The sequence below is a fragment of the Streptomyces rubiginosohelvolus genome (assembly GCF_014649875.1).
In the GTDB taxonomy this organism is placed as follows: Bacteria; Actinomycetota; Actinomycetes; order Streptomycetales; family Streptomycetaceae; genus Streptomyces; species Streptomyces rubiginosohelvolus.
The window spans coordinates 171,039-196,917 of sequence record NZ_BMTW01000010.1 but is presented as its reverse complement, the minus strand read 5'-3'; the positions used below and the strand labels follow the sequence as shown (position 1 = coordinate 196,917).

Annotated in this window: 23 protein-coding genes and 1 riboswitch; of the genes, 16 read left to right on the top strand and 7 right to left on the bottom strand. The window is 73.2% G+C overall.

All coding sequences use genetic code 11. The features are described from left to right. Nucleotides 1-160 precede the first annotated feature (160 nt). Nucleotides 161-562 (top strand): VOC family protein, encoded by a 402-nt coding sequence (locus tag IE134_RS22705; protein ID WP_189431556.1) that lies wholly within the window; start codon nt 161-163, stop codon nt 560-562. A gap of 22 nt (nt 563-584) precedes the next feature. Here IE134_RS22705 and IE134_RS22700 read toward each other — a convergent pair whose 3' ends face one another. The 3 genes from IE134_RS22700 to IE134_RS22690 form a co-directional block, all read right to left on the bottom strand. Next, entirely contained in the window at nt 585-1,937 is a 1,353-nt protein-coding gene (locus IE134_RS22700) for a hypothetical protein (RefSeq protein ID WP_030713484.1), read from the bottom strand. Between the two features lie 184 nt (nt 1,938-2,121). Then, entirely contained in the window at nt 2,122-3,249 is a 1,128-nt protein-coding gene (locus tag IE134_RS22695; protein ID WP_030713481.1) for an alpha/beta hydrolase, read from the bottom strand. Between the two features lie 110 nt (nt 3,250-3,359). Further along, the gene (locus IE134_RS22690; RefSeq protein ID WP_030713476.1) at nt 3,360-4,019 is read right to left on the bottom strand and encodes a class II aldolase/adducin family protein; all 660 of its coding nucleotides are present in this window, start codon (nt 4,017-4,019) and stop codon (nt 3,360-3,362) included. 277 nt (nt 4,020-4,296) lie between these two features. Between IE134_RS22690 and IE134_RS22685 the strand changes: the two genes are divergently transcribed. The 7 genes from IE134_RS22685 to IE134_RS22655 all read left to right on the top strand — a co-directional run bounded on the left by IE134_RS22685 (nt 4,297) and on the right by IE134_RS22655 (nt 12,920). Then, nucleotides 4,297-5,562: an inorganic phosphate transporter gene (locus tag IE134_RS22685; protein WP_030813842.1), complete on the top strand. Its 1,266-nt coding sequence runs from the start codon at nt 4,297-4,299 to the stop codon at nt 5,560-5,562. Between the two features lie 12 nt (nt 5,563-5,574). Continuing rightward, nucleotides 5,575-5,805: a hypothetical protein gene (locus IE134_RS22680; RefSeq protein ID WP_010061387.1), complete on the top strand. Its 231-nt coding sequence runs from the start codon at nt 5,575-5,577 to the stop codon at nt 5,803-5,805. Between the two features lie 161 nt (nt 5,806-5,966). After that, a riboswitch (cobalamin riboswitch) is annotated at nt 5,967-6,098 on the top strand. A gap of 137 nt (nt 6,099-6,235) precedes the next feature. Next, a complete protein-coding gene (locus tag IE134_RS22675) occupies nt 6,236-7,216 on the top strand; it encodes a cobalamin biosynthesis protein (protein ID WP_030713474.1) in 981 nt (326 codons plus the stop codon). A 52-nt stretch (nt 7,217-7,268) separates the two neighbouring features. Then, entirely contained in the window at nt 7,269-8,927 is a 1,659-nt protein-coding gene (locus IE134_RS22670; protein WP_126931233.1) for a cobyric acid synthase, read from the top strand. Then, the gene (locus tag IE134_RS22665; RefSeq protein ID WP_189431532.1) at nt 8,924-10,966 is read left to right on the top strand and encodes a putative cobaltochelatase; all 2,043 of its coding nucleotides are present in this window, start codon (nt 8,924-8,926) and stop codon (nt 10,964-10,966) included. Before IE134_RS22670 ends, IE134_RS22665 begins: the two co-directional genes overlap by 4 nt. Then, nucleotides 10,966-11,565 (top strand): cob(I)yrinic acid a,c-diamide adenosyltransferase, encoded by a 600-nt coding sequence (cobO, locus tag IE134_RS22660; protein ID WP_189431530.1) that lies wholly within the window; start codon nt 10,966-10,968, stop codon nt 11,563-11,565. The genes IE134_RS22665 and cobO overlap by 1 nt, the downstream gene beginning before the upstream one ends. Further along, nucleotides 11,559-12,920, top strand: coding sequence for a cobyrinic acid a,c-diamide synthase CobB (locus IE134_RS22655; protein ID WP_189431528.1), 1,362 nt, complete (start codon nt 11,559-11,561; stop codon nt 12,918-12,920). The genes cobO and IE134_RS22655 overlap by 7 nt, the downstream gene beginning before the upstream one ends. Before the next feature lie 107 nt (nt 12,921-13,027). Here the strand turns inward: IE134_RS22655 and IE134_RS22650 are convergent, their stop codons facing one another. Beyond that, nucleotides 13,028-13,762 carry a ZIP family metal transporter gene (locus IE134_RS22650; protein WP_006123616.1) on the bottom strand — a complete coding sequence of 245 codons (735 nt, stop codon included), beginning with the start codon at nt 13,760-13,762 and terminating at the stop codon, nt 13,028-13,030. A 167-nt stretch (nt 13,763-13,929) separates the two neighbouring features. Between IE134_RS22650 and cobC the strand changes: the two genes are divergently transcribed. Continuing rightward, nucleotides 13,930-15,543 (top strand): Rv2231c family histidinol phosphate aminotransferase CobC, encoded by a 1,614-nt coding sequence (gene cobC / locus IE134_RS22645; RefSeq protein WP_126931234.1) that lies wholly within the window; start codon nt 13,930-13,932, stop codon nt 15,541-15,543. Nucleotides 15,544-15,628: 85 nt separating this feature from the next. Here cobC and IE134_RS22640 read toward each other — a convergent pair whose 3' ends face one another. Further along, the gene (locus IE134_RS22640; protein WP_030713456.1) at nt 15,629-16,591 is read right to left on the bottom strand and encodes an SCO1860 family LAETG-anchored protein; all 963 of its coding nucleotides are present in this window, start codon (nt 16,589-16,591) and stop codon (nt 15,629-15,631) included. Between the two features lie 302 nt (nt 16,592-16,893). After that, complete coding sequence (locus IE134_RS22635) at nt 16,894-17,970, bottom strand: amidohydrolase family protein (RefSeq protein WP_189431553.1); 1,077 nt, start codon at nt 17,968-17,970, stop codon at nt 16,894-16,896. Between the two features lie 160 nt (nt 17,971-18,130). Between IE134_RS22635 and IE134_RS22630 the strand changes: the two genes are divergently transcribed. The 6 genes from IE134_RS22630 to IE134_RS22605 all read left to right on the top strand — a co-directional run bounded on the left by IE134_RS22630 (nt 18,131) and on the right by IE134_RS22605 (nt 24,093). After that, nucleotides 18,131-19,237, top strand: a complete 1,107-nt coding sequence (locus IE134_RS22630; protein ID WP_030713450.1) for a pyridoxal-phosphate-dependent aminotransferase family protein — start codon at nt 18,131-18,133, stop codon at nt 19,235-19,237. A 309-nt stretch (nt 19,238-19,546) separates the two neighbouring features. Then, on the top strand, nt 19,547-20,077 hold the full coding sequence (gene ectA / locus IE134_RS22625; RefSeq protein WP_078614392.1) for a diaminobutyrate acetyltransferase: 531 nt from the start codon (nt 19,547-19,549) through the stop codon (nt 20,075-20,077). 196 nt (nt 20,078-20,273) lie between these two features. Then, nucleotides 20,274-21,536, top strand: coding sequence for a diaminobutyrate--2-oxoglutarate transaminase (gene ectB / locus IE134_RS22620; protein WP_010061371.1), 1,263 nt, complete (start codon nt 20,274-20,276; stop codon nt 21,534-21,536). A gap of 91 nt (nt 21,537-21,627) precedes the next feature. Further along, the gene (locus IE134_RS22615) at nt 21,628-22,026 is read left to right on the top strand and encodes an ectoine synthase (RefSeq protein WP_006123624.1); all 399 of its coding nucleotides are present in this window, start codon (nt 21,628-21,630) and stop codon (nt 22,024-22,026) included. Between the two features lie 3 nt (nt 22,027-22,029). After that, entirely contained in the window at nt 22,030-22,923 is an 894-nt protein-coding gene (gene thpD / locus IE134_RS22610) for an ectoine hydroxylase (protein ID WP_030713444.1), read from the top strand. A 135-nt stretch (nt 22,924-23,058) separates the two neighbouring features. Next, nucleotides 23,059-24,093 carry a VOC family protein gene (locus IE134_RS22605; RefSeq protein ID WP_189431526.1) on the top strand — a complete coding sequence of 345 codons (1,035 nt, stop codon included), beginning with the start codon at nt 23,059-23,061 and terminating at the stop codon, nt 24,091-24,093. On the opposite strand, the gene IE134_RS22600 is transcribed toward IE134_RS22605, so the two are convergent. Then, nucleotides 24,069-25,139, bottom strand: coding sequence for an alkene reductase (locus tag IE134_RS22600; protein WP_030713431.1), 1,071 nt, complete (start codon nt 25,137-25,139; stop codon nt 24,069-24,071). The two genes, IE134_RS22605 and IE134_RS22600, sit on opposite strands and share 25 nt — an antisense overlap. 197 nt (nt 25,140-25,336) lie before the next feature. Here IE134_RS22600 and IE134_RS22595 point away from each other — a divergent pair, with 197 nt between their 5' ends. Further along, nucleotides 25,337-25,852 carry a MarR family winged helix-turn-helix transcriptional regulator gene (locus tag IE134_RS22595; RefSeq protein ID WP_030713429.1) on the top strand — a complete coding sequence of 172 codons (516 nt, stop codon included), beginning with the start codon at nt 25,337-25,339 and terminating at the stop codon, nt 25,850-25,852. Nucleotides 25,853-25,879 lie beyond the last annotated feature (27 nt).

Genomic DNA, 25,879 nt, shown 5'->3' with positions numbered 1-25,879 from the left:
GCCGGTCCGGGAAGCCGGTCCGGGAAGCCGGTCCGGGAAGCCGGTCCGGGAAGCCGGTCCGGGAAGCCGGTCCGGGACGGCCTGCCGTTGTCAGCGCCTGATGGAAGACTGAGATACAGATCACATCGGACGGTGCCTAGGGGCAGGAGAGGTGAGTGTCATGGCGGGCGCGGCGAGCGGGGTTCCGACGATCTACCCGACGATCCTCTACGACGACGCGAGGGCGGCGATCAGGACGCTGACGCAGGGCCTCGGCTTCACCGAGGAGGCGGTGTACGAGGGTGAGAACGGCAGTGTGCTGCATGCCGAGCTGTCCTTGGGCAACGGCAGGGTGATGCTCGGTTCCAAGGGGCGCGAGGGCGTGTTCGCGCGGGCGATGGCGGGCGCGGGCCCGGCGGGGGTGTACGTGGTGGACGAGCACTGCGCCCGGGCCAGGGAGTTCGGCGTGGAGATCCTGATGGACCCGACCGACCAGGACTACGGCTCCCGGGACTACATGGCGCGGGACGCCGAGGGCAATGTGTGGAGCTTCGGGACGTACGCCCCGGGGTCCGCCGGCTGAGCGGGGGCCCGGGGCGTACGGATCAGGCTCCTCCGGTGTGCACCTGGAAGGCGGCCCGGCGGACCGCTTTGGCCAGGGCCGGGTCCGGGTGGGCCGCGGCCAGGGCGACCAGGACCTGGACGGTGCGGGGGTGGCCGACGGCCCTGACCTCGTCGAGGAGGGCCGGGACGGTGCCCTGGACGGCGGAGTCGAGGTGGCGCACCAGCAGTCCGGTCTCGCCGTGGTCGGCGACGGCGGCGGCCGTGTCGACCCAGAGCCAGGTGGCCTCCTCGCGGCTGAGGACGTCCTGCGCGTCGTCGGGGTCGTTGCCCTCGTACTCGGCGAGCCAGAGCAGCGCGTAGGGGCGCAGCGAGGGTTCGGCGAGCACGGCGCGGACCTCGGGTTCGGCGGGGGCGCCGACGACGCGCAGCGCCTCGAAGGCCAGTCCGCGCAGCAGCGCGTCCTCGCCCCGGGCGACGGCGAGCAGTTCGGCGACGGCGCTGCCGACGGTGCGGGCGGCGAGCCAGGCCCGGTATTCGTCGCGGGCCGGTCCCGGGGTGAGCCGGGCGCAGCCGAGGAGCATGTCGGCGGCGGACTGTTCGATGTTTCCGGCCGGGCTCTGGGCGGCGACGCAGATCTGTTCCAGCTTGACCCAGACCGCCCAGTTGCCGAGCGGGGTGAGGGTGGCGTGCCCTTTGCCGAGGGTCAGCGCCCCGACGGCGGCGAGGCCTTCCAGGGCCCAGTCGAGCAACAGGGCGTTGAGGTCGGCGCTCCGGGCGGGTCCGGCGGTGGCGGCGGTCTGGGCGGCAGCCGTCTCCGCCGGGGCGGCGGACGCGGCGGACGCGGTTCTGCCGGGGCCCAGGGGCACTTCGCAGCGCTCCTCATGGAGTTCGGCGACGCGCTGGCCGAGGAGGTCCAGCAGGGCGGGGACGGTGACGGAGCCCGCGGAGAGCTGGAGGAGGGAGAGCACCTGGGGCACGGCCTCGACGGCTTCGGCGACCGCGCCCGCCTCGATGCCCTCAGGGGCGGCGTGGACGAGCGACCAGGCGTCGAAGAGCGCGACCCAGCCGCGCAGCACGGCGGAGTCGTCCCGGTCCCAGGCGCGCAGCCGCCAGCCGGGGCGGGCGGTGTCGCCGTGGAGTTCGACGAGTCCGGCCAGCCGGGCCCGGTCCCAGCCCGCGCGGACCTGCGCCGGGGAAAGCTCCAGGGCGGTGGCCGCCCGTTCGAGGGCGTGGGCCGCGAGCGGGGCGGCGGTGCCCGGCCCCGGGGTGCCGGCGGCCCAGTGGGCGATGCGCACGGCGTCGGCGAGCACCGCCCTGGCCTGGCGGGCCAGTTCCGCGCGGGGCGGGGTGCCCTCGGGGGGCCGGGGGGCCGGCCTGGTGCGCCGGGTGGTCACGGCCTTGCGGGCGGTGGCAAGGGGTCGCGGGCGGACAAGTCGCAGCCTGGAGTCGCGCGGAGTACGGGACGTCACGGGAGCAGTCTTGCCCCTGACGGCCCGAAAGCCCAAACGGAAGCCGTTTCACCGGTACGTGAAAGGTTCCCCGGGCGGGGCGGCAAGGGGGAGAGTTCACCCCATCGGCTCACATCAGGGGCGTGAGGAAGCGTCGCAGGGTCTCTTCGTAGCGGGCCGGGCCGACGTTCCACATCGACGCATGCGGAGCCTGCGGTACGGCGTGCAGGCTGACCAGATCCGCGCGGCGGGCGGCGAGTTCGCGGGACGGGCCCCACGGGGCGATCGTGTCGTCGGGGCCGTGCAGGATCAGGGTCGGGGTGCGCAGGGAGGCCGGTACGGAGGTCTCCAGCACCGGGGTGGCGCCCATGCCGGTGCGGCCCTGGGCGGCACGGACGGCGAGCGGCAGCAGGGCGGCCGGGACGCCGCGGGCGGCGGCCAGGGCGCGCAGGGTGACCGGCCAGTCCAGCACCGGGGAGTCGAGGACGATGCCGCTGATCCGGTCGCGGAGCGGGGATTCGACGGCGGCGTACAGGGCCATGGTGGCGCCGGTGGACCAGCCGTGGACGATCACGTTCCGGGCGCCGTACCGCAGGGCGTAGCGGAGGGCGGCGTCGAGGTCGCGCCACTCGGAGGCGCCGAAGTGGCCGAGGCCGTCGGCGGGGCGGGGGGCTCCGGGGTCGCCCCGGTGGGCGAGGTCGAGCACGGGGAAGCGCTGCTGGTGCAGGAACGGCATGAGGTTCATGGGCTGGGCCCGGGTGGTGCCGAGGCCGTGCACGGTGATGATCCAGGTGTCGCGCGCCCCGGGGACGTACCAGGCGGGGAGGGGCCCGAGCTCGCCGGGGATCTCGACCTCCTGGTGGTCGAGGCCGAGGTCGCTGCCGGGGTCGCCGCCGTACAGGGCGGGGGTGAGCCGGACCTTCACGCCCGGTTCGAGGATCCCCTGGCCGACGCTCTCCAGCCTGCGGACGACGGTGTCGGCGCCTTCGGAGGCCCCGTCGACGACGGGGCCGACCACCGCGTGGACCCCGGGTCCGGCGATGCCCCAGGTGCCGGGCCGGAGCGCCGAGAGGGACCGGGTCAGGGTGACCTGCCCGGCCGCGGTGGCGTGCACGGTGAGTCTGCGGTCGGCGGGGAGGGGACGCCCGGGCGTCGCCTTGAGGGCGACGTCGCTGGCGTACCGGCCGGCCGCGACCGCTGCCGCACCGACGCCGAGGATCGAGGTGACGGCCACTGCCGTCGCGGTTACCGGGCGCACCGCTCCAGTGTCGTGGGGCGGGCGGCGGGCGGCCAGCGGGCGGGGGCCGTCCGGGGCGGGACCGAAGCCCCGCCTGCCCCGCCCCGGTGCCGGCCTCGGGCGGCGCCCGGTCAGCCGCGCTGGCCGTACCCCTTGAGCGCCTCGGTCACCTCGGCCAGCTGGGCCGTGGTGAGTAGGGCCGGGGTGCGGCCGGGCACCGAGCTCGCGGTGAGCCAGAGGTGGCACAGCCACTCCAGTTGGGCGGTGCGGTCGTAGGCCTGGTCGAGGGTGTCGCCGTAGGTGACGGTGCCGTGGTTGGCGAGCAGGCAGCCGGTGCGGTCCCGGAGGGCTTCGAGCATGGCGTCGGCCAGCTCCGGGGTGCCGTAGCGGGCGTAGGCGGCGGTGCGGACGGGGCCGCCGAGGATGGCCGCCGCGTAGTGCACGAGCGGGACCTCGGCGACGAGGGTGGAGACGGCGGTGGCGTGCACGGCGTGGGTGTGGACCACGGCGGCGGCGTCGGTGGAGCGGTAGACCGCCAGGTGGAGGGGGAGTTCGCTGGTCGGCCCGAGGTCCCCGATGACCTGGTGTCCTTCCAGGTCGACGCCGACCGCGTCGTCGGGTCCGAGCCGGTCGTAGGGCACCCCGCTGGGCGTCACCAGGACGACGTCGCCGACGCGGGCGGACACATTGCCGGAGGTACCGACGACGAGGCCCTCCGCCGCGCTCCGGCGGGCCGTGCCGACGACGTCCCGCCAGGCCTGACGGACGGATTCCGGCTGCTGCTCGCTCATGGGGCGAGCGTAGGGGTGAAGGCGCGCAACCGGAACGTCACACAGGGAGTGACAGGGATCTCTTCCGGGTGCCGAACGGCCGTTCAAAATGTTCGTCAACGGGCGGCAAAGGGCAGTCCACGCCGCGCCCCACCGGCCTCGCACAACCCCACCCGCACACAAGCGGAAGCACCCGACTCCGCTTGGGGTCACCGTAGCGCCCTGCCCAGTTCATCTTCCGTTCACTCAGGTTGCCTACGGTCCACGAGCCACTGACGTCGAACGATTGCCTGGGTAAATGGAACACATCACGCTGCTGCTTGCGATTGTGGTCGTAACAGCTCTCGTGTTCGATTTCACGAACGGTTTCCACGACACCGCCAACGCGATGGCGACCACCATCTCGACCGGCGCGATGAAGCCCAAGACAGCGGTGGCCATGTCCGCCGTTCTCAACCTGATCGGCGCGTTCCTGTCGGTGGAGGTCGCCAAGACGATCTCCGGCGGGATCGTCAACGAAGACGGCATCAGAACAGAGGTCATCTTCGCGGCGCTCGTCGGCGCCATCCTGTGGAATCTCCTGACCTGGCTGCTGGGGCTGCCCTCCAGCTCCTCCCACGCCCTGTTCGGCGGTCTGATCGGCGCCGCGGTCATGTCGGCCGGCTGGTCCTCGATCAACGGCGGCACCGTCGTCACCAAGGTGCTGCTCCCCGCGATCGCCGCCCCGCTGGTCGCCGGTATCGCCGCGATGCTGGCCACCCGGCTGACGTACCGGATCAACCGGAACGTCACCGACCCGAACCAGCTGAAGTCGACCGCCAAGGGCTACCGGGCCGGGCAGATCGCCTCCGCCGGTCTCGTCTCGCTCGCCCACGGCACCAACGACGCCCAGAAGACGATGGGCATCATCACCCTCGCCCTGGTCACAAGCGGTGTCCTGGCCCCCGGCTCCAACCCGCCCATGTGGGTCATCGTCTCCGCCGGTGTCGCCATCGCGCTCGGCACCTACCTCGGTGGCTGGCGCATCATCCGCACCATGGGCAAGGGCCTGACCGACCTCCAGCCGCCGCAGGGCTTCGCCGCCCAGACCAGCGCGGCGACCGTCATCCTGGCCTCCTCGCACCTCGGCTTCTCGCTCTCCACCACGCAGTCCTGCTCCGGCGCCGTGATGGGCTCGGGCCTCGGCCGCAAGGGGGGCGTGGTCCGCTGGTCCACCGCCACCCGGATGTTCATCGCCTGGGGTCTGACCCTGCCGGCCGCGGGTCTGGTCGGCGCGGGCGCCGAGTTCCTGACCAAGCAGGGCCCCTGGGGCATCGCCGTCACGGCGGTCATCCTGGTGGGCGGCTCGTTCGCCATCTGGGTGGCCTCGCGTCGCCAGCCCGTCGACCACACCAACGTCAACGACACGGACGGCGACGAGCCCCAGGGCGTCGTCACCACGGCCATCGCCGCGGTCCAGCCGCCGCCCATCGGAGTCCCGGCCTCCGAGCCCGAGCTCATCTCCAGCATCCCGGCCCCGGCCTCGGCGCCCGACGACCCGGCCCGGCCGCCGGCCAAGGTGTAAGGAAAGATCCGCATGAAAATCGACTGGGCAGCTCTCGCCTCCGTCTTCGGTGTCAGCCTCGTGGTCACCGTCGCGCTGGTCGGCCTCTTCACCCTGGGCATCGTCGCCCTCTCCAAGCAGTCCGCCACGGCCGGAGGCAGCGCCTCCGGCGGGTCGGTCGCGCTGGCGCGCACCGGCGCGTACGCCTGCTTCGCGCTGTGCGTCGCGGCGGTCTCTTACGGGATCTATCTGATCGTCGCCTGACGCCGCACCCCCGCGTTCCTCGCACTCCCTTCGGGCCGGACACACCCTCGTGTGTCCGGCCCGATGTGCGTCCGCCCACAGTGGAGCCTCGCAGGTCAACAGCGAGTTGACGGCTGTTCTCGGGGCGTGGTGGACTGCCGGAGCCATTTACGGCGACAGCAGAGGAAGCCGGTGTGAATCCGGCGCGGTCCCGCCACTGTCACCGGGGAGCACTCCCCCACACCGGATGTCACGGCTCGCGGTACGCGGGCTGGAAGGCCGGGGGAACTGCGGATCCGGGAGCCAGGAGACTCTCGTCGTCGGTCACGTCGAACCAGGGCGCGGACCCTGAGTGAGGACCTACGCCATGCCCGGCCGCCGTGCGCCGTTCCCCGCGCCGCTCCCTGTACCCCTCCGTGCCGGAACGCCTCTTTCCGCGACGGGCTGAGCCGTGCGTGCCGATCGCATCTTCGCGTACGGCGCCACGGCGGGGATGGTCGCCGACGCACTGCTCGGCGATCCCCGGCGGGGCCACCCCGTCGCCGGATTCGGCCGCGCCGCGGCGCGGGTCGAGTCCCTGTTGTGGCGTGACGACCGTGGCCGGGGCGCGCTGCACACCCTGGTGTGCGCCGGAGGCGCCGTGGGGGCCGCCGCGCTGACCGCCCGCGCCGTTCGGGGACGTCCGCTGCTCGCCGTCGCGCTGACCGCCGCCACCGCCTGGTCCGTCGTCGGCGGTACGTCGCTGGGCCGGGAGGCCCGCGCCATCGGGGGCGCGCTGGCCGCCGGGGACCTGGAGGTGGCCCGGGAGCGGCTGCCGCATCTGTGCGGGCGCGATCCGCACGCCCTGGACGGGCCGGGGATCGCCCGCGCGGTCGTGGAGTCGGTCGCCGAGAACACCTCGGACGCCGTCGTCGGCGCGCTGGTGTGGGGGGCGATCGGCGGGGTGCCGGGTCTGGTCGGGTTCCGGGCGGTGAACACGCTGGACGCGATGGTCGGCCACAAGTCGCCCCGCCACCGCCGTTACGGCTGGGCCTCGGCCCGCCTGGACGATGTGGCGGGGTGGCCGGGCGCCCGGCTGACGGCCGCGCTGGCGGTGGTCGGCGGCGGGCGGCCCGCGGAGGCCGTACGCGCCTGGAAGGCGGACGCACACCGCCACCCGAGCCCGAACGCGGGGCCCGTCGAGGCCGCGTTCGCGGGGGCGCTCGGCGTACGGCTGGGCGGCACGCTCGCGTACGCGGGGCGCGTCGAGCACCGGCCGGTGCTGAACGGGGCGGCCGGGCGGGAGGTGCGGGGCGCGGACATCGAGCGCGCGGTGCGGCTGTCGCGCCGGGTCGGTGCGCTGGCCCTGGGGGTGTGCGTGGCGGGCCGGCTGGCGGCGGGCCACCTGGCCGCGCGGCGGTCGGTCGCGGGGCGGAAGCGGGGACGGGCATGACAGGCGCAAGTGGTACGGCACGGTCGCGTGCGGTACGGGAACGGGGGCGGGCATGAGGGGCGGCGGGCTGCTGGTCGCGGGAACGACCTCGGACGCGGGCAAGAGCGTCGTCACGGCGGGCATCTGCCGCTGGCTGGTGCGCCGGGGCGTGAAGGTCGCGCCGTTCAAGGCTCAGAACATGTCCCTCAACTCCTTCGTGACCCGCGAGGGCGCGGAGATCGGGCGCGCCCAGGCGATGCAGGCGCAGGCCGCCCGGGTGGAGCCGACGGCCCTGATGAACCCGGTGCTGCTGAAGCCCGGCAGCGACCGGTCCAGCCAGGTCGTCCTGATGGGGAAGCCGGTCGGCGAGATGAGCGCCCGGGGGTACCACGGGGGCCGTCAGGAGGCGCTGCTCGGCACGGTGACCGACTGTCTGGAGGAGCTGCGGTCGACGTACGACGCGGTGATCTGCGAGGGGGCGGGCTCCCCCGCCGAGATCAACCTCCGGCGCACGGACATCGTGAACATGGGGATCGCGCGGGCCGCCCGCTTCCCCGTGCTGGTCGTCGGGGACATCGACCGGGGCGGGGTCTTCGCCTCGTTCTTCGGGACGACGGCGCTGCTGAGCGCGGAGGACCAGTCGCTGGTCGCGGGCTATCTGGTGAACAAGTTCCGGGGCGACGTCTCGTTGCTGGAGCCGGGGCTCGACATGCTGTACGGGCTGACCGGGCGGCGGACGTACGGGGTGCTCCCGTACGCCCACGGGCTCGGGATCGACGAGGAGGACGGGCTGCGGGTCTCCCTGCGCGGTGCGGTGCGGGAGTCGGTCGTGGCGCCGCCGCACGGGGAGGACGTGCTGCGGGTCGCGGTCTGCGCTGTGCCGCTGATGTCGAACTTCACGGACGTGGACGCGCTGGCCGCCGAACCGGGCGTCGTGGTGCGGTTCGTGGACCGGGCGGAGGAGCTGGCCGACGCGGATCTGGTGATCGTGCCGGGGACGCGCGGCACGGTGAAGGCGCTGGCCTGGCTGCGTGAGCGCGGTCTCGCGGAAGCACTGGTGCGGCGTGCGGCGGAGGGCCGGCCGGTGCTGGGGATCTGCGGCGGGTTCCAGGTGCTCGGTGAGCGGATCGAGGACGAGGTGGAGTCGCGGGCGGGGGTCGTGGACGGGCTGGGGGTCCTTCCCGTACGGATTCGCTTCGACCGGGACAAGACGCTGGCGCGGCCGGTCGGTTCGGCGCTGGGCGAGCCGGTGGAGGGGTACGAGATCCACCACGGGGTGGCCGACGTTCGGGGCGGGGAGCCGTTCCTGGACGGGTGCCGGGTGGGGGCGGTGTGGGGGACGCACTGGCACGGGTCGCTGGAGAGCGATGCGTTCCGGCGGCGGTTCCTGGTGGAGGTGGCCCGGGCCGCCGGGCGGCGGTTCGTGCCCGCGCCGGACACGAGTTTCGGGGTGCTGCGGGAGGAGCAGCTGGATCGGCTGGGGGACCTGGTGGAGGAGCACGCGGACGCGGATGCGTTGTGGGGGTTGATCGAGGGTGGGGCGCCGGCCGGGTTGCCGTTCGTGCCGCCGGGGGCGCCGCCGTTGGGGGCCGGTGGGGCGGAGAGCCGGGGCGCTGCCCCGGACCCCGCTCCTCAATCGCCGGAGGGGCTTGAAGTTGGCGGGTCCGCGGAAGCCACGCCCCACGGGCTCGGGCAAGAAGCTGAACAGCATGTCGACCAGGAGGCCTTGTGAGTACGCCGTATCCCTTCACCGCGATCGTCGGGCAGGACGACCTGCGGCTCGGGCTCTTGCTGAACGCCGTCAGTCCGGCCGTCGGCGGGGTGCTCGTGCGGGGTGAGAAGGGGACCGCCAAGTCCACCGCCGTGCGGGCGCTCGCCGCGCTGATGCCCGAGGTCCCCGTCGTACCCGGGTGCCGGTTCTCCTGTGATCCGGCCTCGCCCGATCCGGCGTGTCCCGATGGGCCGCACGCGGAGGCGGCCGGGGTGTCGCGTCCGGCGCGGACCGTGGAGCTGCCCGTCGGGGCGTCCGAGGACCGGCTCGTGGGGGCGCTGGACATCGAGCGGGCGCTCTCGGAGGGCGTGAAGGCGTTCGAGCCGGGGCTGCTGGCCGACGCGCATCGCGGGATCCTGTACGTCGACGAGGTCAACCTCCTCCACGACCACCTGGTGGACCTGCTGCTGGACGCGGCGGCCATGGGTGCTTCGTACGTCGAGCGCGAGGGCGTCTCCGTACGGCATGCGGCGCGGTTCCTGCTGGTCGGGACGATGAACCCGGAGGAGGGCGAGCTGCGGCCGCAGTTGCTGGACCGGTTCGGGCTGACCGTGGAGGTCTCCGCGTCCCGGGACACCGACGAGCGGGTCGAGGTCGTGCGGCGCCGGCTCGCGTACGACGACGACCCCGAGGGGTTCGCCGCGCGCTGGGCCGAGGAAGAGGGCGCCCTGCGCGAGCGGATCGCCGCCGCGCGCGTCCTGCTGCCCCGGGTCGTGCTGAGCGACGGCGTGCTGCGGCAGATCGCGGCCACCTGCGCCGCGTTCGAGGTCGACGGGATGCGGGCCGACATCGTCATGGCCCGTACCGCCACCGCGCTCGCCGCCTGGGCGGGCCGCGAGGAGGTCACCGCCGACGACGTACGGCAGGCCGCCCTGCTGGCCCTCCCCCACCGGCGGCGCCGCAACCCGTTCGACGCGCCGGGCCTCGACGAGGACAAGCTCGACCAGACCCTGGACGAGGCCGGGCCGCCGGAGAACAGCGACGGCGACGACCAGCCCGATCCCGACGGGGGCGGGGACGATGACGGCGGCGGAGGCGGTGGCGGTGGCGTGCCGCCGCAGGCCGACGGGGAGGACCGTACGCCGCCCCAGGGCTCTGAGGGCGACTCGCCGTCCCCGGCCCCCGAGGGCGCGCCCGACGCGCCCGGACGGCCCGCCGGTGGTGAGCAGCAGCCGGTGGCGTCCGCCGAGCCGTTCCGGACGAAGATGCTCAGCGTGCCGGGGCTCGGCGAAGGTGCTGCGGGCCGGCGCTCCCGGGCCCGTACCGAGCACGGCCGTACCACCGGCGCGCGGCGGCCCGAGGGGTCGCTGACCAAGCTGCACCTGGCCGCCACCGTGCAGGCCGCCGCCCCGCACCAGCGTGCGCGCGGGCGTGCGGGGCGCGGGCTGGTGGTGCGCCGGGACGATCTGCGGCAGGCGACCCGCGAGGGGCGTGAGGGCAACCTCGTGCTGTTCGTCGTGGACGCCTCCGGGTCGATGGCGGCCCGGCAGCGGATGAGTGCGGTGAAGGGGGCCGTGCTGTCGCTGCTGCTGGACGCCTACCAGCGGCGGGACAAGGTCGGTCTGGTGACCTTCCGGGGCAAGGAGGCCGAGGTGGCCCTGCCGCCGACCTCGTCCGTGGACGCGGCCGCCGCCCGCCTGGAGTCGCTGCCGACCGGGGGTCGCACTCCGCTGGCCGCCGGGCTGCTGAAGGCTCATGACGTGCTGCGGGTGGAGCGGCTGCGCGATCCGTCGCGGCGGCCCCTGCTCGTCGTGGTCACGGACGGGCGGGCCACCGGCGGGCCGGAGCCCGTGGCGCTCGCGGGGCGGGCCGGGCGGCTGCACCGCTCGGAGGGGACCGCATCCGTGGTCGTGGACTGCGAGTCGGGGTACGTACGCCTCGGTCTCGCCGGGGAGTTGGCCCGCGAGCTGGGAGGCACCGCCGTCACGCTCGACGAGCTGCGGGCCGACTCGATCGCCGGGCTCGTCAAGGACGTCACCGCAGCCGGGAGGGCCGCTTAATGCCGCAGGGACAGCCGACCACCGTGCCGGACGACGGGCTCACCACCCGTCAGCGGCGCAACCGCCCGCTCCTGTTCGTCCACACGGGCATAGGCAAGGGCAAGTCGACGGCGGCCTTCGGGCTCGCGCTGCGGGCCTGGAACCAGGGGTGGCCGATCGGGGTGTTCCAGTTCGTGAAGTCCGCGAAGTGGAAGGTCGGCGAGGAGAACGCGCTGAAGGTGCTGGGCGCGAGCGGCGAGGGCGGCACCGTCGACTGGCACAAGATGGGCGAGGGCTGGTCCTGGGTCCAGCGCGACGGCCAGCTCGACAACGAGGAGAAGGCCCGCGAGGGCTGGGAGCAGGTCAAGCGGGACCTGGCGGCGGAGACGTACAAGCTGTACGTGCTCGACGAGTTCGCCTATCCGATGCACTGGGGCTGGATCGACACCGACGAGGTCGTCGAGGTCATGCGGAACCGGCCCGGCACCCAGCATGTGGTGATCACCGGCCGCAACACGCCCGACAAGCTCATCGAGGCCGCCGACCTGGTGACCGACATGTCGAAGGTCAAGCACCCGATGGACGCGGGGCAGAAGGGCCAGAGGGGCATCGAGTGGTGAGTGTGCCCCGTCTGGTCATCGCCGCTCCGGCCTCCAACAGCGGCAAGACCACCGTCGCCACCGGTCTGATGGCCGCCTTCGCCGCGCGCGGTCTCGCCGTCTCGCCGCACAAGGTCGGCCCGGACTACATCGATCCGGGCTACCACTCGCTGGCGACGGGCCGCCCCGGCCGGAATCTCGACGCGTACATGTGCGGGACCGACCTCGTCGCCCCGCTCTTCGCGCACGGGTCGGCGGGGTGCGACCTCGCCGTGGTCGAGGGCGTGATGGGGCTGTACGACGGTGCGTCGGGCCAGGGTGAGCTGGCGTCGACCGCGCAGGTGGCCAAGCTGCTCAGGGCGCCCGTGGTGCTGGTGGTGGACGCGTCGTCGCAGTCCCGTTCGGTGGCGGCCCTGGTGCACGGGTTCGCCTCGTGGGATCCGGAGGTGCGGATCGGCGGGGTGATCCTGAACAAGGTGGCCTCGGACCGGCACGAGGCGCTGCTGCGGGACGCGCTGGACGAGTCGGGGCTGCAGGTGCTCGGGGTGATCCGGCGGGCGCCGCAGGTTGCGACGCCCTCGCGGCATCTGGGTCTGGTCCCGGTGGCCGAGCGGCAGAGCGACGCGGTGGACGCCGTACGGGCCATGGGCGAGCGGGTGCGCGCCGGGTGCGATCTGGACGCGCTGATGGCGCTGGCGCGGACGGCGCCCGCGCTGGCGGACGAGCCGTGGGCACCGGCGTACGCCCCCGGGCCCGGCGCCGAGAAGCCCGTCGTCGCCGTGGCGGGCGGGGCGGCGTTCACCTTCGCGTACGCGGAGCACGCCGAGCTGCTGGCGGCGGCCGGTGCGGAGGTCGTGACCTTCGACCCGCTGCGGGACGAGAAGCTGCCGACGGGAACGGCGGGGCTCGTCATCGGCGGCGGGTTCCCGGAGATGTACGCCCCCGAACTGTCGGCCAACGAGCCGTTGCGGCGGGCGGTCACGGAACTGGCCCTGAGCGGTGCGCCGGTGGCCGCCGAGTGCGCGGGGCTGCTGTATCTGGCCCGGGAGCTGGACGGGAAGCCGATGTGCGGGGTGCTGGACGCCGAGGCCGGGATGTCGGAGCGCCTCACGCTCGGCTACCGGCAGGCGGTGGCGGTCTCGGACAGCCCGCTGGCTGCGGCGGGGACCCGGATGCGCGGCCATGAGTTCCACCGCACGGTGCTGGAGCCGGCGGCGGGGACCACCCCGGCCTGGGGCATGCACCAGCCGGAGCGGCGGGTCGAGGGGTACGTCCAGCGGGGCGTGCACGCGAGCTATCTGCACACCCACTGGGCCGCGTCGCCCGAGGTGGCCCGGCGGTTCGTGGAGCACTGCCGGGCGTTTCCGGCGCGGTGAGCGGATCACCTCCGCCCGGCGTCGCGGACCGCGTATCGGCGGGCATCTCCGGCCCGGTCGGCGGCGGCGCGTCCGGCGCACCGGGACGTGCGGGGCGTACGCGTGGCTCACTCGGCGATGCCGACGACCAGCCAGATGAAGCCCACGCCCCCGATGGTGCAGAGAAGGGTGGAGCGGGCGGGATGGGTGTGGTGCGCCTCGGGAAGGATCTCCGCAGCGGCCAGGTAGAGCAGGGCTCCGCCGAAGAAGCCGAGATAGCCGCCGAGCAGTTCCTCCGGAAGGGTGAACAGCAGCGTCGTCGCCGCGCCCACGACCGGTGCCACGGCGGCCGCGAACAGCATCAGGAGCGCTTTGCGGCGGGCGTTCCCGTACAGACTGGTGAGGGTGTACGTGTTGAATCCGTCGGCGAAGTCATGACTGATCACCGCCAGCGCGACGGCCACGCCCATGGAGCCGCTGACCTGGAAGGCGGCGCCGAGCGCGATGCCGTCCATCAGGCTGTGGCCGACCATCGCGGCCGCCGCCGTCAGCCCCACCTGCGGTACGCGGTCGCCGTGGTGCCCACCGCCCGCCCCGTGTGCCACCTGGCGTGCGGAGAGCAGCCGCTCGACCAGATGGGCCACCAGGAAGCCGCCCACGAAGAGCAGCAGCGCCATCGGCACCCCGAACACCGGCTCGCCCGCCGCCTCGATCGCCTCCGGCAGGAGGTCGAGGCCGACGACGCCGAGCATCAGCCCGCCCGCGAGGCCGAGCACCAGATGGCGGCGGTCGGTGACGCGTTGGGCGACCCAGCCGCCGGCCAGGGTCATCAGGAACGCGCCGAGCGCGACGAACACCGCCATGGGGCCTTGCTAGCCGATCGGGCCCCCTCCGCGCATCTCAGGGTGTCCTTACCGGCGGCGTTCCCGCCGCCCTTCCCCGCGCCCGGGTCCGTGCTTCGTATACGGACCGGCCCCGCCCCCTTCCCCGTACCACCGAGACGTATGACCTGAAAGGCAGGACTCCGCCGATGACCGGAGCTTCCGTCGGCCCCGGACCGGAGTCCGGCGCCCGCAGTCTGGTGGTGGGGGTCGGCGCGCGCCGGGGCGCCTCGGGCGATGCGGTGTTCGCCCTGATCGAGGCGGTGCTGAGCGGGGCGGGGCTGGACCCGGCGGATGTGGTGGAGGTGGCCACGGTCGACGCCAAGGGGGACGAGCCGGGAATCGTGGGGGCGGCGGCCCGGCTCGGGGTGCCGGTGCGGACCCATCCGGCCGGGGCGCTGGCGGCGGTCCGGGTGCCGCACCCCTCGGGGGCGGTGGGCGCGGCGGTGGGGACTCCGTCGGTCGCGGAGGCGGCCGCGCTGATCGACGCGGACGAACTGCTGGTGCCGAAGACCCGCGCCCCGGGCGGGAAGGCGGCGGTGAAGGGGGTGGCGACCTGTGCGGTGGCCCGCCGTTTTCCGGCCGCCGACGGGACTTTCGGTGTTTCCGGCAGGAAAACTTCCACCTCACCGGTGACGGCAGGCTCCCGCCCGTTCACCATGGCTGCCATGAACCCCCCCACGCATCCCCCCATGCGGGACATCGAGAGCGCCGGGCCCGACCTGCGGCACCATGGCGACGCGGAGGTGCGCGGCGAGAATCTGACCGATCTCGCCGTGAACGTCCGTACCCACACCCCTCCCCCGTGGCTGCGCGAGCGGATAGCCGCGTCGCTCACCTCGCTGGCCGCCTATCCCGACGGGTCGTCCGCCCGGGCCGCGGTCGCCGGCCGGCACGGGCTGCCGGTGGAGCGGGTGCTGCTGACGGCGGGCGCGGCCGAGGCGTTCGTCCTGCTCGCCCGGGCTCTCCCGGCCCGCCGCCCGGTCGTGGTGCACCCGCAGTTCACGGAGCCGGAGGCCGCGCTGCGGGCGGCCGGGCACGAGGTGGGGCGGGTCCTGCTGCGGGCCGAGGACGGTTTCCGGCTCGACCCGGCGGCGGTGCCCGAAGAGGCGGACCTCGTGGTGGTCGGCAATCCGACGAACCCGACGTCCGTGCTGCATCCGGCGGCCCTGCTGGAGAAGCTGGCGCGGCCGGGGCGGACGCTGGTGGTCGACGAGGCGTTCATGGACGTCGTGCCGGGCGAGCGCGAGGCGCTGTGCGACCGGACGGACATCCCGGGGCTCGTGGTGCTGCGCAGCCTCACCAAGACGTGGGGGCTCGCCGGGCTGCGGATCGGTTACGTGCTGGCCGAGCCGGGGACGGTGGCGCGGCTCGCGGAGGCGCAGCCGCTGTGGCCGGTGTCCACACCGGCGCTGGCGGCGGCGGAGGCGTGCATGGAGCCGCGGGCGCTGGTGGAGGCGGCGGAGGCGGCGGACCGGATCACGGTGGACCGGGCGCATCTGCTCGCCGGGCTCGCGGAGTTCAGCGAGGTGGAGGTGGTGGAGGCGGCCCGCGGGCCGTTCGTGCTGGTGCGTCTGGAGCGGGCGGCGGAGGTCCGGGAGCGGCTGCGGCTGCTGGGCTTCGCGGCCCGGCGCGGCGATACGTTCCCCGGGCTCGGGCCGCGGTGGCTGCGGCTCGCGGTCCGCGACCGGGCCACGACCAATCGTTTCCTCCAGGCACTGGACCAGGCCGTGCAGGCGCTGCCCGCGAGATCGGGGCGCTGAGCGGCCCCGCACCTGGGGGCGGCGCTCTTCGTGCGAACGCCGCCCCCTCCCCCCGTCATGCCGCCCCCGTCCCCCGTCGTACGGATCAGCTCTGGCCGCTGCTGCGCCTGCGCGCCAGCACCGTGGCCCCCGCGCCGACGGCGAGGAGGAGGGCCGCGCCGCCCGCGATGTACGGCGTGGTGGAGCTGCCGCCGGTCTCGGCGAGGTTGGCCTCGGCGGGCGCGGGGCCGGTGTCGGAGCCGGTCTGCGTCTTCACGTCGTCGCCCGTGGAGCCGCCGTCGGTCGAGCTCGGCTCCTCGGGCGTCTTGGGCTCCTCGGGCGTCTTCGGCTCCTCGGGCGTCTTCGGCGTCTCGCAGGTCGCCTCGGCGAGGGTGACCTCGCCGTTGACCTCGGCCACGTTGAGCTTGAGCGGGTTGACCGCCACCTTGAGCTGCAGCGCCGTCGCGGCCGCCGTGCGCTCGGTGGTGACCGTCTTGGACAGGTCGAGGGAGACCTCGCCGACGCCCGGCACCGACACCTGGGTCGGGCCGCCCGCGCTGAGCGTCACCTTCTTGCCGAGCACCGCGACATGGCCGAGCACGTTCGATTCGGCGACGGGCTGCTTGCCCGCCTCGCAGAGCGCCTTGGAGGTGACCTTCTCGACCTCGATGAGCGGGAGCGCCGCGAGTCCGGGGACATGGATCCGGGCCTTCGCCAGGTTGGTGTAGCCCTCGGCCTTGTGCTCGTCGACGGTGGCGTTGGAAGTGGCCACGTCCGCGCGCAGGACGTTGACCGGGCGGCCCTGCACCCCGTCCAGGTTGACCGTCAGCGCGGTCTTCTCGGCGCTGGCCGGGGCCTGCACCTCGTTGAGCGTGACCTTGAGGGGCACCTGGATGGACTTGTTGAGGAGCGAGACGTCGAGTCCGGTACGGAGCACGACCGCGCTCGCCCTGCCCTCACCGCCGGTGGCGGGCGTCGCCGGGGCTGCGTGCGCGGGGACGGCGGCAAGCAGGGCGACGGGGGCGGCGGCGACCGCCACGGCGGCGAGACGGAAGGTGTTGCTGTTCAAGATGGTGGAACCCCCACAAGAGACATGGAGCCACCGGCACAGTCCAATGGGGGACATCGCCTGCGCCGGTGGCCTCGACTCCGTGAATCTTTACGCACTGAGGGTGAACTGGCGGATACCTGAAGTGAGTTCACCCCAAAGGGGGGTTTCCGCGCGCATATTCGAATCTTTCGGCACGTGCGTTCCCTCCCGCCTCTCCCCGTCACCCGTTTCACACGGCGTGGGCCGGGTGCGTGGACGAGCCGGGCTACACCAACGAGCCGACGGCCGCATCCGTCACTGCCCGTCAACACACCGCCGGTTCAGCCGACGACCCGCCCGTTCAGCACGATGTGCCGGGGCGCCGCCAGCACCCGGACGTCCGCGCGCGGGTCCGCGTCGTACACGACCAGGTCCGCCGGAGCCCCCTCCTCCAGGCCGGGCCGCCCCAGCCAGCGCCTGGCTCCCCACGCGGTCGCGGAGAGCGCCTCCAGGGGCGGGATGCCCGCCTTGACCAGCTCGGCGACCTCGCCCGCGACCAGGCCGTGCGCCAGGGAGCCGCCCGCGTCGGTGCCGACGTAGACCGGGATCCCGGCGTCGTACGCGGAGCGCACCGTGTCATAGCGGCGGTCGTACAGCTGCCGCATATGGGCCGACCAGCGGGGGAACTTGGCCTCGCCGCCCGCCGCGAGGTCGGGGAAGGTGGCGATGTTGACCAGCGTCGGGACGATCGCGACGCCGCGTTCGGCGAAGAGCGGGATGGTGTCCTCGGTGAGGCCGGTGGCGTGCTCGATGCAGTCGATGCCCGCCTCCACCAGATCGCGCAGCGACTCCTCGGCGAAGCAGTGCGCGGTGACCCGGGCGCCCAGCCGGTGCGCCTCGGCGATGGCCGCCTCGACCTCGCCGCGCGGCCAGCAGGCGGTGAGGTCCCCGGCGTCGCGGTCGATCCAGTCCCCCACGAGCTTGACCCAGCCGTCGCCGCGCCGGGCCTCCTGGGCGACGTACGCGACGAGGTCGCCCGGCTCGATCTCGTGCGCGTAGTTGCGGATGTAGCGGCGGGTCCTGGCGATGTGGCGGCCGGCTCTGATGATCTTCGGCAGGTCCTCGCGGTCGTCGATCCAGCGGGTGTCGGAGGGCGATCCGGCGTCCCGGATCAGCAGGGTGCCGGCCTCCCGGTCGGTCAGCGCCTGCTTCTCGGCGGTCGCCGCGTCGACCGGGCCGTGCCGGTCGAGACCGACATGGCAGTGGGCGTCGACGAGGCCGGGCAGCGCCCAGCCCCTGACCGTCACCGCGTCGACGGCGCCGGGCGGCCGCTCGTAGGTGATCCGCCCGTCCACGGCCCACAGTTCGTCCCGCACCTCGTCCGGGCCGACGAGCACCCGGCCCTTCACCCGCAGCACCGGCTGCTCCTCCCGGTCACGCACGCCGACCACCCGCCAGGCCCCTCACCCGATCACTCACCTGATCACTCATACGCGGCACTGTACGAGGCCGCCGACGGGCCGTCGGTAGGCTGCCAGTGCCTTTCGACCGACGGACGAACCCGAAGAGAGCCCCACCGTGACGCACCCCTTCCTCGACCTTCCCCCGCTGACCGCCGGCCACTTCGCGGCGATCGAGCGGCGTGTGGCCCGGCTCCTCGCCACGGAGCAGGACGTCGTCATCACCCAGGGCGAGGCGCTGCTGCCGCTGGAGGGCTGTATCCGCAGCGGCGCGCGGCCCGGCTCCACCGCGCTGAACGTGGTCACCGGCCCGTACGGGCAGACCTTCGGCAACTGGCTGCGGGACTGCGGCGCGCAGGTCGTCGACCTCGTGGTGCCCTTCCACACGGCCGTGACCGCCGACCAGGTCGCCGAGGCGCTCGCCGAACACCCGGAGATCGACTTCGTCTCGCTGGTGCACGCGGAGGCGGCGACCGGCAACACCAACCCGGTCGCGGAGATCGGCGAGGTGGTCCGGGCGCACGGCGCGCTGTTCATGCTGGACGCGGTCGCCTCGGTGGGCGCCGAGCCGCTGCTGCCGGACGCCTGGGGCGTCGACCTGTGCGTGATCGGCGCGCAGAAGGCCCTGGGCGGCCCCGCCGGGGTCTCCGCGGTGTCGGTGAGCGCGCGGGCCTGGGAGCGGATCGCCGCCAACCCGGCCGCCCCGCGCCGCTCCTACCTCTCGCTGCTGGACTGGAAGGAGCGCTGGATCGACGGCGGCCGCACGGCTCTGCCGCACGCCCCGGCGCAGCTGGAGATGCTGGGCCTGGAGGCGTGCGTGGCCCGGATCGAGGACGAGGGGCTGGAGACGGTGATGGCCCGCCACGCCTCGGCCGCCGCGGCGACCCGGGCCGGAGCGGTGGCGCTGGGCGGCGGTCTTGAGCCGTACGTCCACGCGGCGCGGGACGCGGCCCCGGTGGCGACGACGCTGCGCGCCCCGGCGGGTACGGACGCGGCCGCGCTGGTCGCGGCGGCACTGGCGGCTGACCCCGCGCTGCCGCTGGTCGCGGGCGGCGGGGCGCTGTCCAAGGAGATGATCCGGGTCAACCATTACGGGGCGGATGCGACGCGGGGCGCGGTGCTGTCCTCGCTCGCGGCTCTGGGGGCGGCGCTGACCGATGCGGGCCGGCAGGTCGATATCGCGGCTGCCCGCCGGGCTGTTTCGGAAACCTGGCCGAGCCGATAAATTAACCACCGCGCGGGAAGCTGTTATTCCGAAAACAGCTTCCCGCATTCTTCTGCCCGCTTTTCCGTCGGCTAAACGCGGCAGTTTTCACGCAGATCGAACTTCATGATTCGGACACGTTCCAGGAGAGTTACGACCCTGTGACCGACTCCACATCGACGGCGTTATGCCCGTTAAATTCGGGACAAAGCGGGGGAAGTTCCCCCTGGATCATGGGGTGACTCGCGCACGCCTGATAACACATGATCCCCTTCCACCCAACCCCTTTCGCCGATGCAATTTTGAGATTTGCTGGGTAAATTCAATTTCATGACCGCCGCACCAGCAGATTTTGCCCGTGCCCGAAGCGAATTCCTCAGTATCGATGCGCCGCGAGTGGAGGACGGAGCCGCGATCTGGCGCATTGCCCGCGACTCCCAGGTCCTGGACCTGAACTCCTCGTACAGCTACCTGCTGTGGTGCCGTGACTTCGCCGCGACCTCCGTGGTCGCCCGTGGCGAGGACGGCGAGCCCATCGCCTTCGTGACGGGTTACATCCGGCCCGACCGCCCCCAGACCCTCGTTGTCTGGCAGGTGGCCGTCGACTCGGCCCACCGTGGCAAGGGGCTGGCCGCGACCCTGCTGGACGCGCTGACCGCCCGGGTCGCCGCCGACCAGGGCCTGTCGTCCGTGGAGACGACGATCACCCCGGACAACGCGGCGTCCGACCGGCTCTTCACGTCCTACGCCCAGCGGCACGACGTGGCGCTGGAGCACGAGGTCCTCTTCGACGGCGACCTGTTCCCGGAAGGAACCCACCTGCCCGAGGTGCTCTACCGGATCGGTCCGTTCACCACCTGAGCCCGCCAGGGCGCGCGCCTCCCGCGTACCCGACCCGTACGCCCGCCGCCCGACACCCGCCCGGCGCACCCGACCCGTGCGCCCGGCCCCACGACTTTTCGCGCCGGCCGACCACCCGGCGCGGTCCCGGCCGCATCCGTGCGGCGGGGAGCACCAGACCACCGCCCGTCACACCCCCTCACGCAGGAGACCCGCTGTGACCATCACCCCGCCCGCACTGAGCGTCTTCGAGACCCTGGAGTCCGAGGTCCGCAGCTACTGCCGCGGCTGGCCCGCCGTCTTCGACCGCGCGCAGGGCGCCCGGCTGACCGACGAGGACGGCCACTCCTACCTGGACTTCTTCGCCGGGGCCGGCTCGCTCAACTACGGCCACAACAACCCGGTGCTGAAACGAGCGCTGATCGACTACATCGAGCGCGACGGCATCACCCACGGCCTGGACATGGCGACCACCGCCAAGCGGGCGTTCCTGGAGACGTTCCAGAACGTGATCCTGCGCCCGCGCGACCTGCCGTACAAGGTGATGTTCCCCGGCCCGACCGGCACCAACGCCGTCGAGTCGGCGCTGAAGCTGGCCCGTAAGGTCAAGGGCCGCGAGTCCGTCGTCTCGTTCACCAACGCCTTCCACGGCATGTCGTTGGGCTCGCTGGCCGTCACCGGCAACGCCTTCAAGCGCGCCGGGGCCGGGATCCCGCTGGTGCACGGCACCCCGATGCCGTTCGACAACTACTTCGACGGCCAGGTCCCGGACTTCCTGTGGTTCGAGCGGCTCCTGGAGGACCAGGGCTCCGGGCTGAACAAGCCCGCCGCGGTGATCGTGGAGACGGTCCAGGGCGAGGGCGGCATCAACGTCGCCCGCGCCGAGTGGCTGCGGGCGCTGCAGGAGCTGTGCGAGCGCCAGGACATGCTGCTGATCGTCGACGACATCCAGATGGGCTGCGGCCGGACCGGCGGCTTCTTCTCCTTCGAGGAGGCCGGGATCACCCCGGACATCGTCACGCTGTCGAAGTCCATCAGCGGGTACGGGCTGCCGATGTCGCTCTGCCTGTTCAAGCCGGAGCTGGACATCTGGGAGCCGGGCGAGCACAACGGCACCTTCCGCGGCAACAACCCGGCCTTCGTCACGGCCGCCGCCGCGCTGCAGGCGTACTGGGCGGACGGCCAGATGGAGAAGCAGACCCTGGCCCGCGGCGAGCAGATCGAGCAGACGCTGCTGGCCATCTGCGCCGAGGAGTCGACGGCGAGCTTCCGTGGCCGGGGCCTGGTGTGGGGCATGGAGTTCGAGGACCCGGCCCGCGCCTCCGCGGTCTGCGCCCGCGCCTTCGAGCTGGGGCTCCTGCTGGAGACCTCCGGCCCGCAGAGCGAGGTCGTCAAGCTGCTGCCGCCGCTGACCATCACCCCCGAGGAACTGGACGAGGGCCTGCGCACGCTGGCCCGCTGCGTCCGCGAGACGGCCTGACCCGGCGCTGCCGGGGCAGGCGGAAGAGGAAGAGGGGCCCGGGCTTCGCTGCCCGGGCCCTGTGCAGAGAAGAGAAAGGCAACCGCTCACCGTGATCGTCCGATCGTTCAGTGACATCGAGAACACCGACCGGCATGTGAAGGCCGCGTCCGGCACCTGGGAGAGCAAGCGCATCGTGCTCGCCAAGGAGAAGGTGGGCTTCTCGCTCCACGAGACCGTGCTGTACGCGGGCACGGAGACCTCCATGTGGTACGCGAACCACATCGAGGCGGTGCTGTGCACCGAGGGCGAGGCCGAACTCACCAACGACGAGACCGGCGAGAAGCACTGGATCACGCCCGGCACGATGTATCTGCTGGACGGGCATGAGCGGCACACCATGCGGCCCAAGACCGACTTCCGCTGCGTGTGCGTCTTCAATCCCCCCGTCACCGGACGGGAGGACCATGACGAGAACGGTGTCTACCCACTGCTGACCGAGGAGGGCTGAACCATGACCACCGAAGTACGCGCCGATCTGTACCCATCGCGCGGCGCCGCCGAGATGACCACTCCCCGCCAGGACCCGGTCATCTGGTCCGCGCCGGGCGCACCGGGTCCGATCGCCGCCAAGGACCTGCAGAGCTACGAGCACGACGGCTTCCTCAGCATCGAGCAGCTGATCACGCCGGACGAGGTCGCCGCCTACCGGGCGGAGCTGGACCGGCTGGTCTCCGACCCGCTGATCCGTGCCGACGAGCGCTCCATCGTGGAGAAGCAGACGCAGAACGTGCGGTCCGTCTTCGAGGTCCACAAGATCAGTGAGGTCTTCGCCGGGCTGGTCCGCGACGAGCGGGTGGTGGGCCGGGCCCGCCAGATCCTCGGCTCGGACGTGTACGTCCACCAGTCCCGGATCAACGTGAAGCCGGGCTTCGGCGCCTCGGGCTTCTACTGGCACTCGGACTTCGAGACGTGGCACGCGGAGGACGGTCTGCCGAACATGCGGACGGTGTCCGTGTCGATCGCGCTGACGGAGAACTTCGACACCAACGGCGGGCTGATGATCATGCCCGGTTCGCACAAGTCGTTCCTCGGCTGTGCGGGCGAGACGCCGAAGGACAACTACAAGAAGTCGCTCCAGATGCAGGACGCCGGCACCCCGTCCGACGAGGCGCTGACGAAGATGGCCGACCGTCACGGCATCAAGCTCTTCACGGGCAAGGCCGGTTCGGCGACCTGGTTCGACTGCAACGCCATGCACGGTTCGGGCGACAACATCACCCCGTACGCGCGCAGCAACGTCTTCATCGTCTTCAACAGCGTGGAGAACGCGGCGCAGGAGCCCTTCTCGGCTCCGGTCCGCCGCCCCGAGTTCATCGGGGCGCGGGACTTCACCCCGGTGAAGTAGCGCGACGCGCAGGCGCGAGGGGCCGGGACGGCACGCCGTCCCGGCCCCTCGCGCTGCCGTACGGGACCGGGGCGCGGGCGGCTCGCCGCGTAACTCGCTGGACCGGGGCCCGAGTCGGCGGGGAGGGTGTCCGCCATGACTTCCCATGTACGCCACATCACGATCGACTGTGCCGACGCCTACGCGCTGGGCAGCTTCTGGGCCCAGGTGCTCGGCGCACCGCTCTCCGACGAGGACCTGCCCGGCGACCCGGAGGCGCTGCTGGAGACCCCCGGTGCTGCGGTGCTCTTCGTGCAGGTCGCCGAGAAGAAACAGACCAAGAACCGGGTCCATCTCGACATCCAGCCGCACGACCGCTCCCGCGACGAGGAGGTCGAGCGGCTGCTCGCGCTCGGTGCGACTCTCGTCGGCGACCACCGCAGGCCGAACGGGCGCGGCTGGGCGACGCTCGCCGACCCCGAGGGCAACGAGTTCTGCGTGGAGTGCAGCGCGGCCGAGCGGGCGGCGCTGACCGGGACCCGGCTGCCGGTGACCGCCGACGACGTGACGACCGCCGTGCGGCTCGCGGTGGGCACGCTGGCCGGCGCCCCGGCGGACCGCTGGGACGAACCCGCCGGGAGCCTGACGTGGACCTGCTGGGAGACGGTGGAGCACCTCAGCGACGATCTGTTCGCGTACGCCGTCCAGTTGGGACCGCGTACGCCCCCGCTGGACGGCGAGGTGCCCTACCGGTGGGCGCCCGACCGGCAGGGCGGGCCGCACAACGCGGTCTTCGCCGACCGTGCCGCCGGGCCCGCCGGACTGCTGGCCACACTGGAGGCGAGCGGGGCGCTGCTGGCCTCGATGGCGCGGACGACGTCGCCCGGGGTCCGCTCGTACCACGGTTACGGGATCTCCGACCCGGAGGGCTTCGCCGCGATGGGTGTGGTGGAGACCCTGGTGCACACCCATGACCTCGCGGAGGGTCTTGGCCTGGAATGGGCGCCGCCCGCCGCGCTCTGCGACCGGGCGCTGGCCCGGCTCTTCCCGGACGCGCCGGCGGGCGGCGACCGGTGGGCCGTCCTGCTGTGGGCCACCGGCCGCGCCGAACTGCCGGGCCACCCGCGCCGCACCGCGTGGCGGTGGGACGGGCGGCCCCTGGAGGATCAGACGGCGTCGAGCGCCGGGTAGTCGGTGTAGCCCTTGGCGTCGCCGCCGAAGAAGGTCGACGGGTCGGGGGTGTTGAACGGGCCGCCCGCCTTGAGCCGGGCGGGCAGGTCCGGGTTGGCGAGGAAGAGCGCCCCGTAGGAGATCAGGTCGGCGATGCCGTCGTCGATCACCGTGTGGTCGCCCGGGCCGGTGGGGCCCTCGGAGTGCACGTTGATGACGAGGGTCCCGGAGAAGGCCTTGCGCAGGGCGAGGGTCAGCTCGCGGATCGGGACGGCCTCCAGAATGTGCAGGTAGGCGAGGCCGAGCGGCTCGATCGCGCGGACCAGCGCGGTGTACGTGGCTTCCGGCGCGGGCTCGTCGATGTCGTTGTACGGGTTGCCGGGCGAGATGCGCAGGGCGGTGCGCTCGGGGCCGATCTCGGCGGCGACGGCCTTGACGACCTCGACGGCGAAGCGGGTGCGGGCCTCGTCGGAGCCGCCCCACGCGTCGGTGCGCAGGTTGGTGTTGGGGGCCAGGAACTGGTGGATGAGGTAGCCGTTGGCGCCGTGCAGCTCGACTCCGTCGAACCCGGCCTCCACGGCGTTGCGGGAGGCGGTGACGAAGTCGGCGACGGTCGCGCTGACCTCGGCGTCGGTCAGCTCGTGCGGCTCGACGAAGTCCTTCGGTCCGACGTGGGTGTAGACCTGCCCCTCGGCCTTGACCGGGGAGGCGCTGACGGGGACGAGCCCGTCCGGCAGCAGGACCGGGTGGCCGATGCGGCCCGCGTGCATGATCTGGGCGAAGATCCTGCCGCCCCGCTCGTGCACCGCGTCGGTGACCGTACGCCAGGAGGCGACCTGCTCGGCGCTGTGCAGGCCGGGCGTGGAGGGGTAGCCCTGGCCCACGACGGACGGCTGGATGCCCTCGGTGATCACGAGTCCCGCCGAGGCGCGCTGGGCGTAGTACGTGGCGGTCAGCTCGGTGGCGGTGCCGCCCTCACCGGCCCGGCTGCGGGTCATCGGGGCCAGCGCGATGCGGTTGGCCAGAGGGGTGCCGGACAGGTCGATCGGGTCGAAAACGGTGGTCACGATGGCTCCCGGATAAGTATGTGGTCGGCCAAGAGAAAGTATGTGGTCGGCCAACGATCGCCGCCGGGGGCAACTGTAACTCATTCATTGGCCGACCAAGGTAAAGTTGCCGGAAACCGTCGGGCATCATCGGAAGCCGCCACCGAGGCCACGACCGAAGCCGCCGCTCACCGCCCCGAGGACCCCAGGAGCCCGCCATGACCCGCGCCACCCCCGCGGAAGACGCCTGTACGAACGCGCTGCCCACGGCGGCGCTCGGCGGGCCCGTCAGCCACGCCGTCTCCCGGGTGGCCCGGCTGCACCGGATCGCGGCGGGCAAGGTACTCAAGGGGGTGGACCTCTACCCGGGGCAGGAGTTGCTGATGATGCATCTGTGGGACCGGGGGGCGGTCCGGCAGACGGAGCTGATCAAGGCCATGGAGCTGGACCCGTCCACGGTCACGAAGATGCTCCAGCGGCTGGAGCAGACCGGGCATGTGCGCCGCCGCCCCGACCCGGCCGACCGGCGGGCCGTGCTGGTCGAGGCGACGGACGAGAGCTGCGCGCTGCACACCGCGGTGGAGGCCGCCTGGGGCAGCCTGGAGGAGCACACGCTCGCGGGCCTGGACCCGGCCGAGCGCACGGAGCTGGTCCGGCTGCTGGCGAAGGTCGAGGAGAACCTCTGCCGGGAGACCGAGGACTGCCCCGACCGGCGCCGCGCCGCATCCGGCTGAGCCGTACCCGTACGGCCTGAGCCGTTC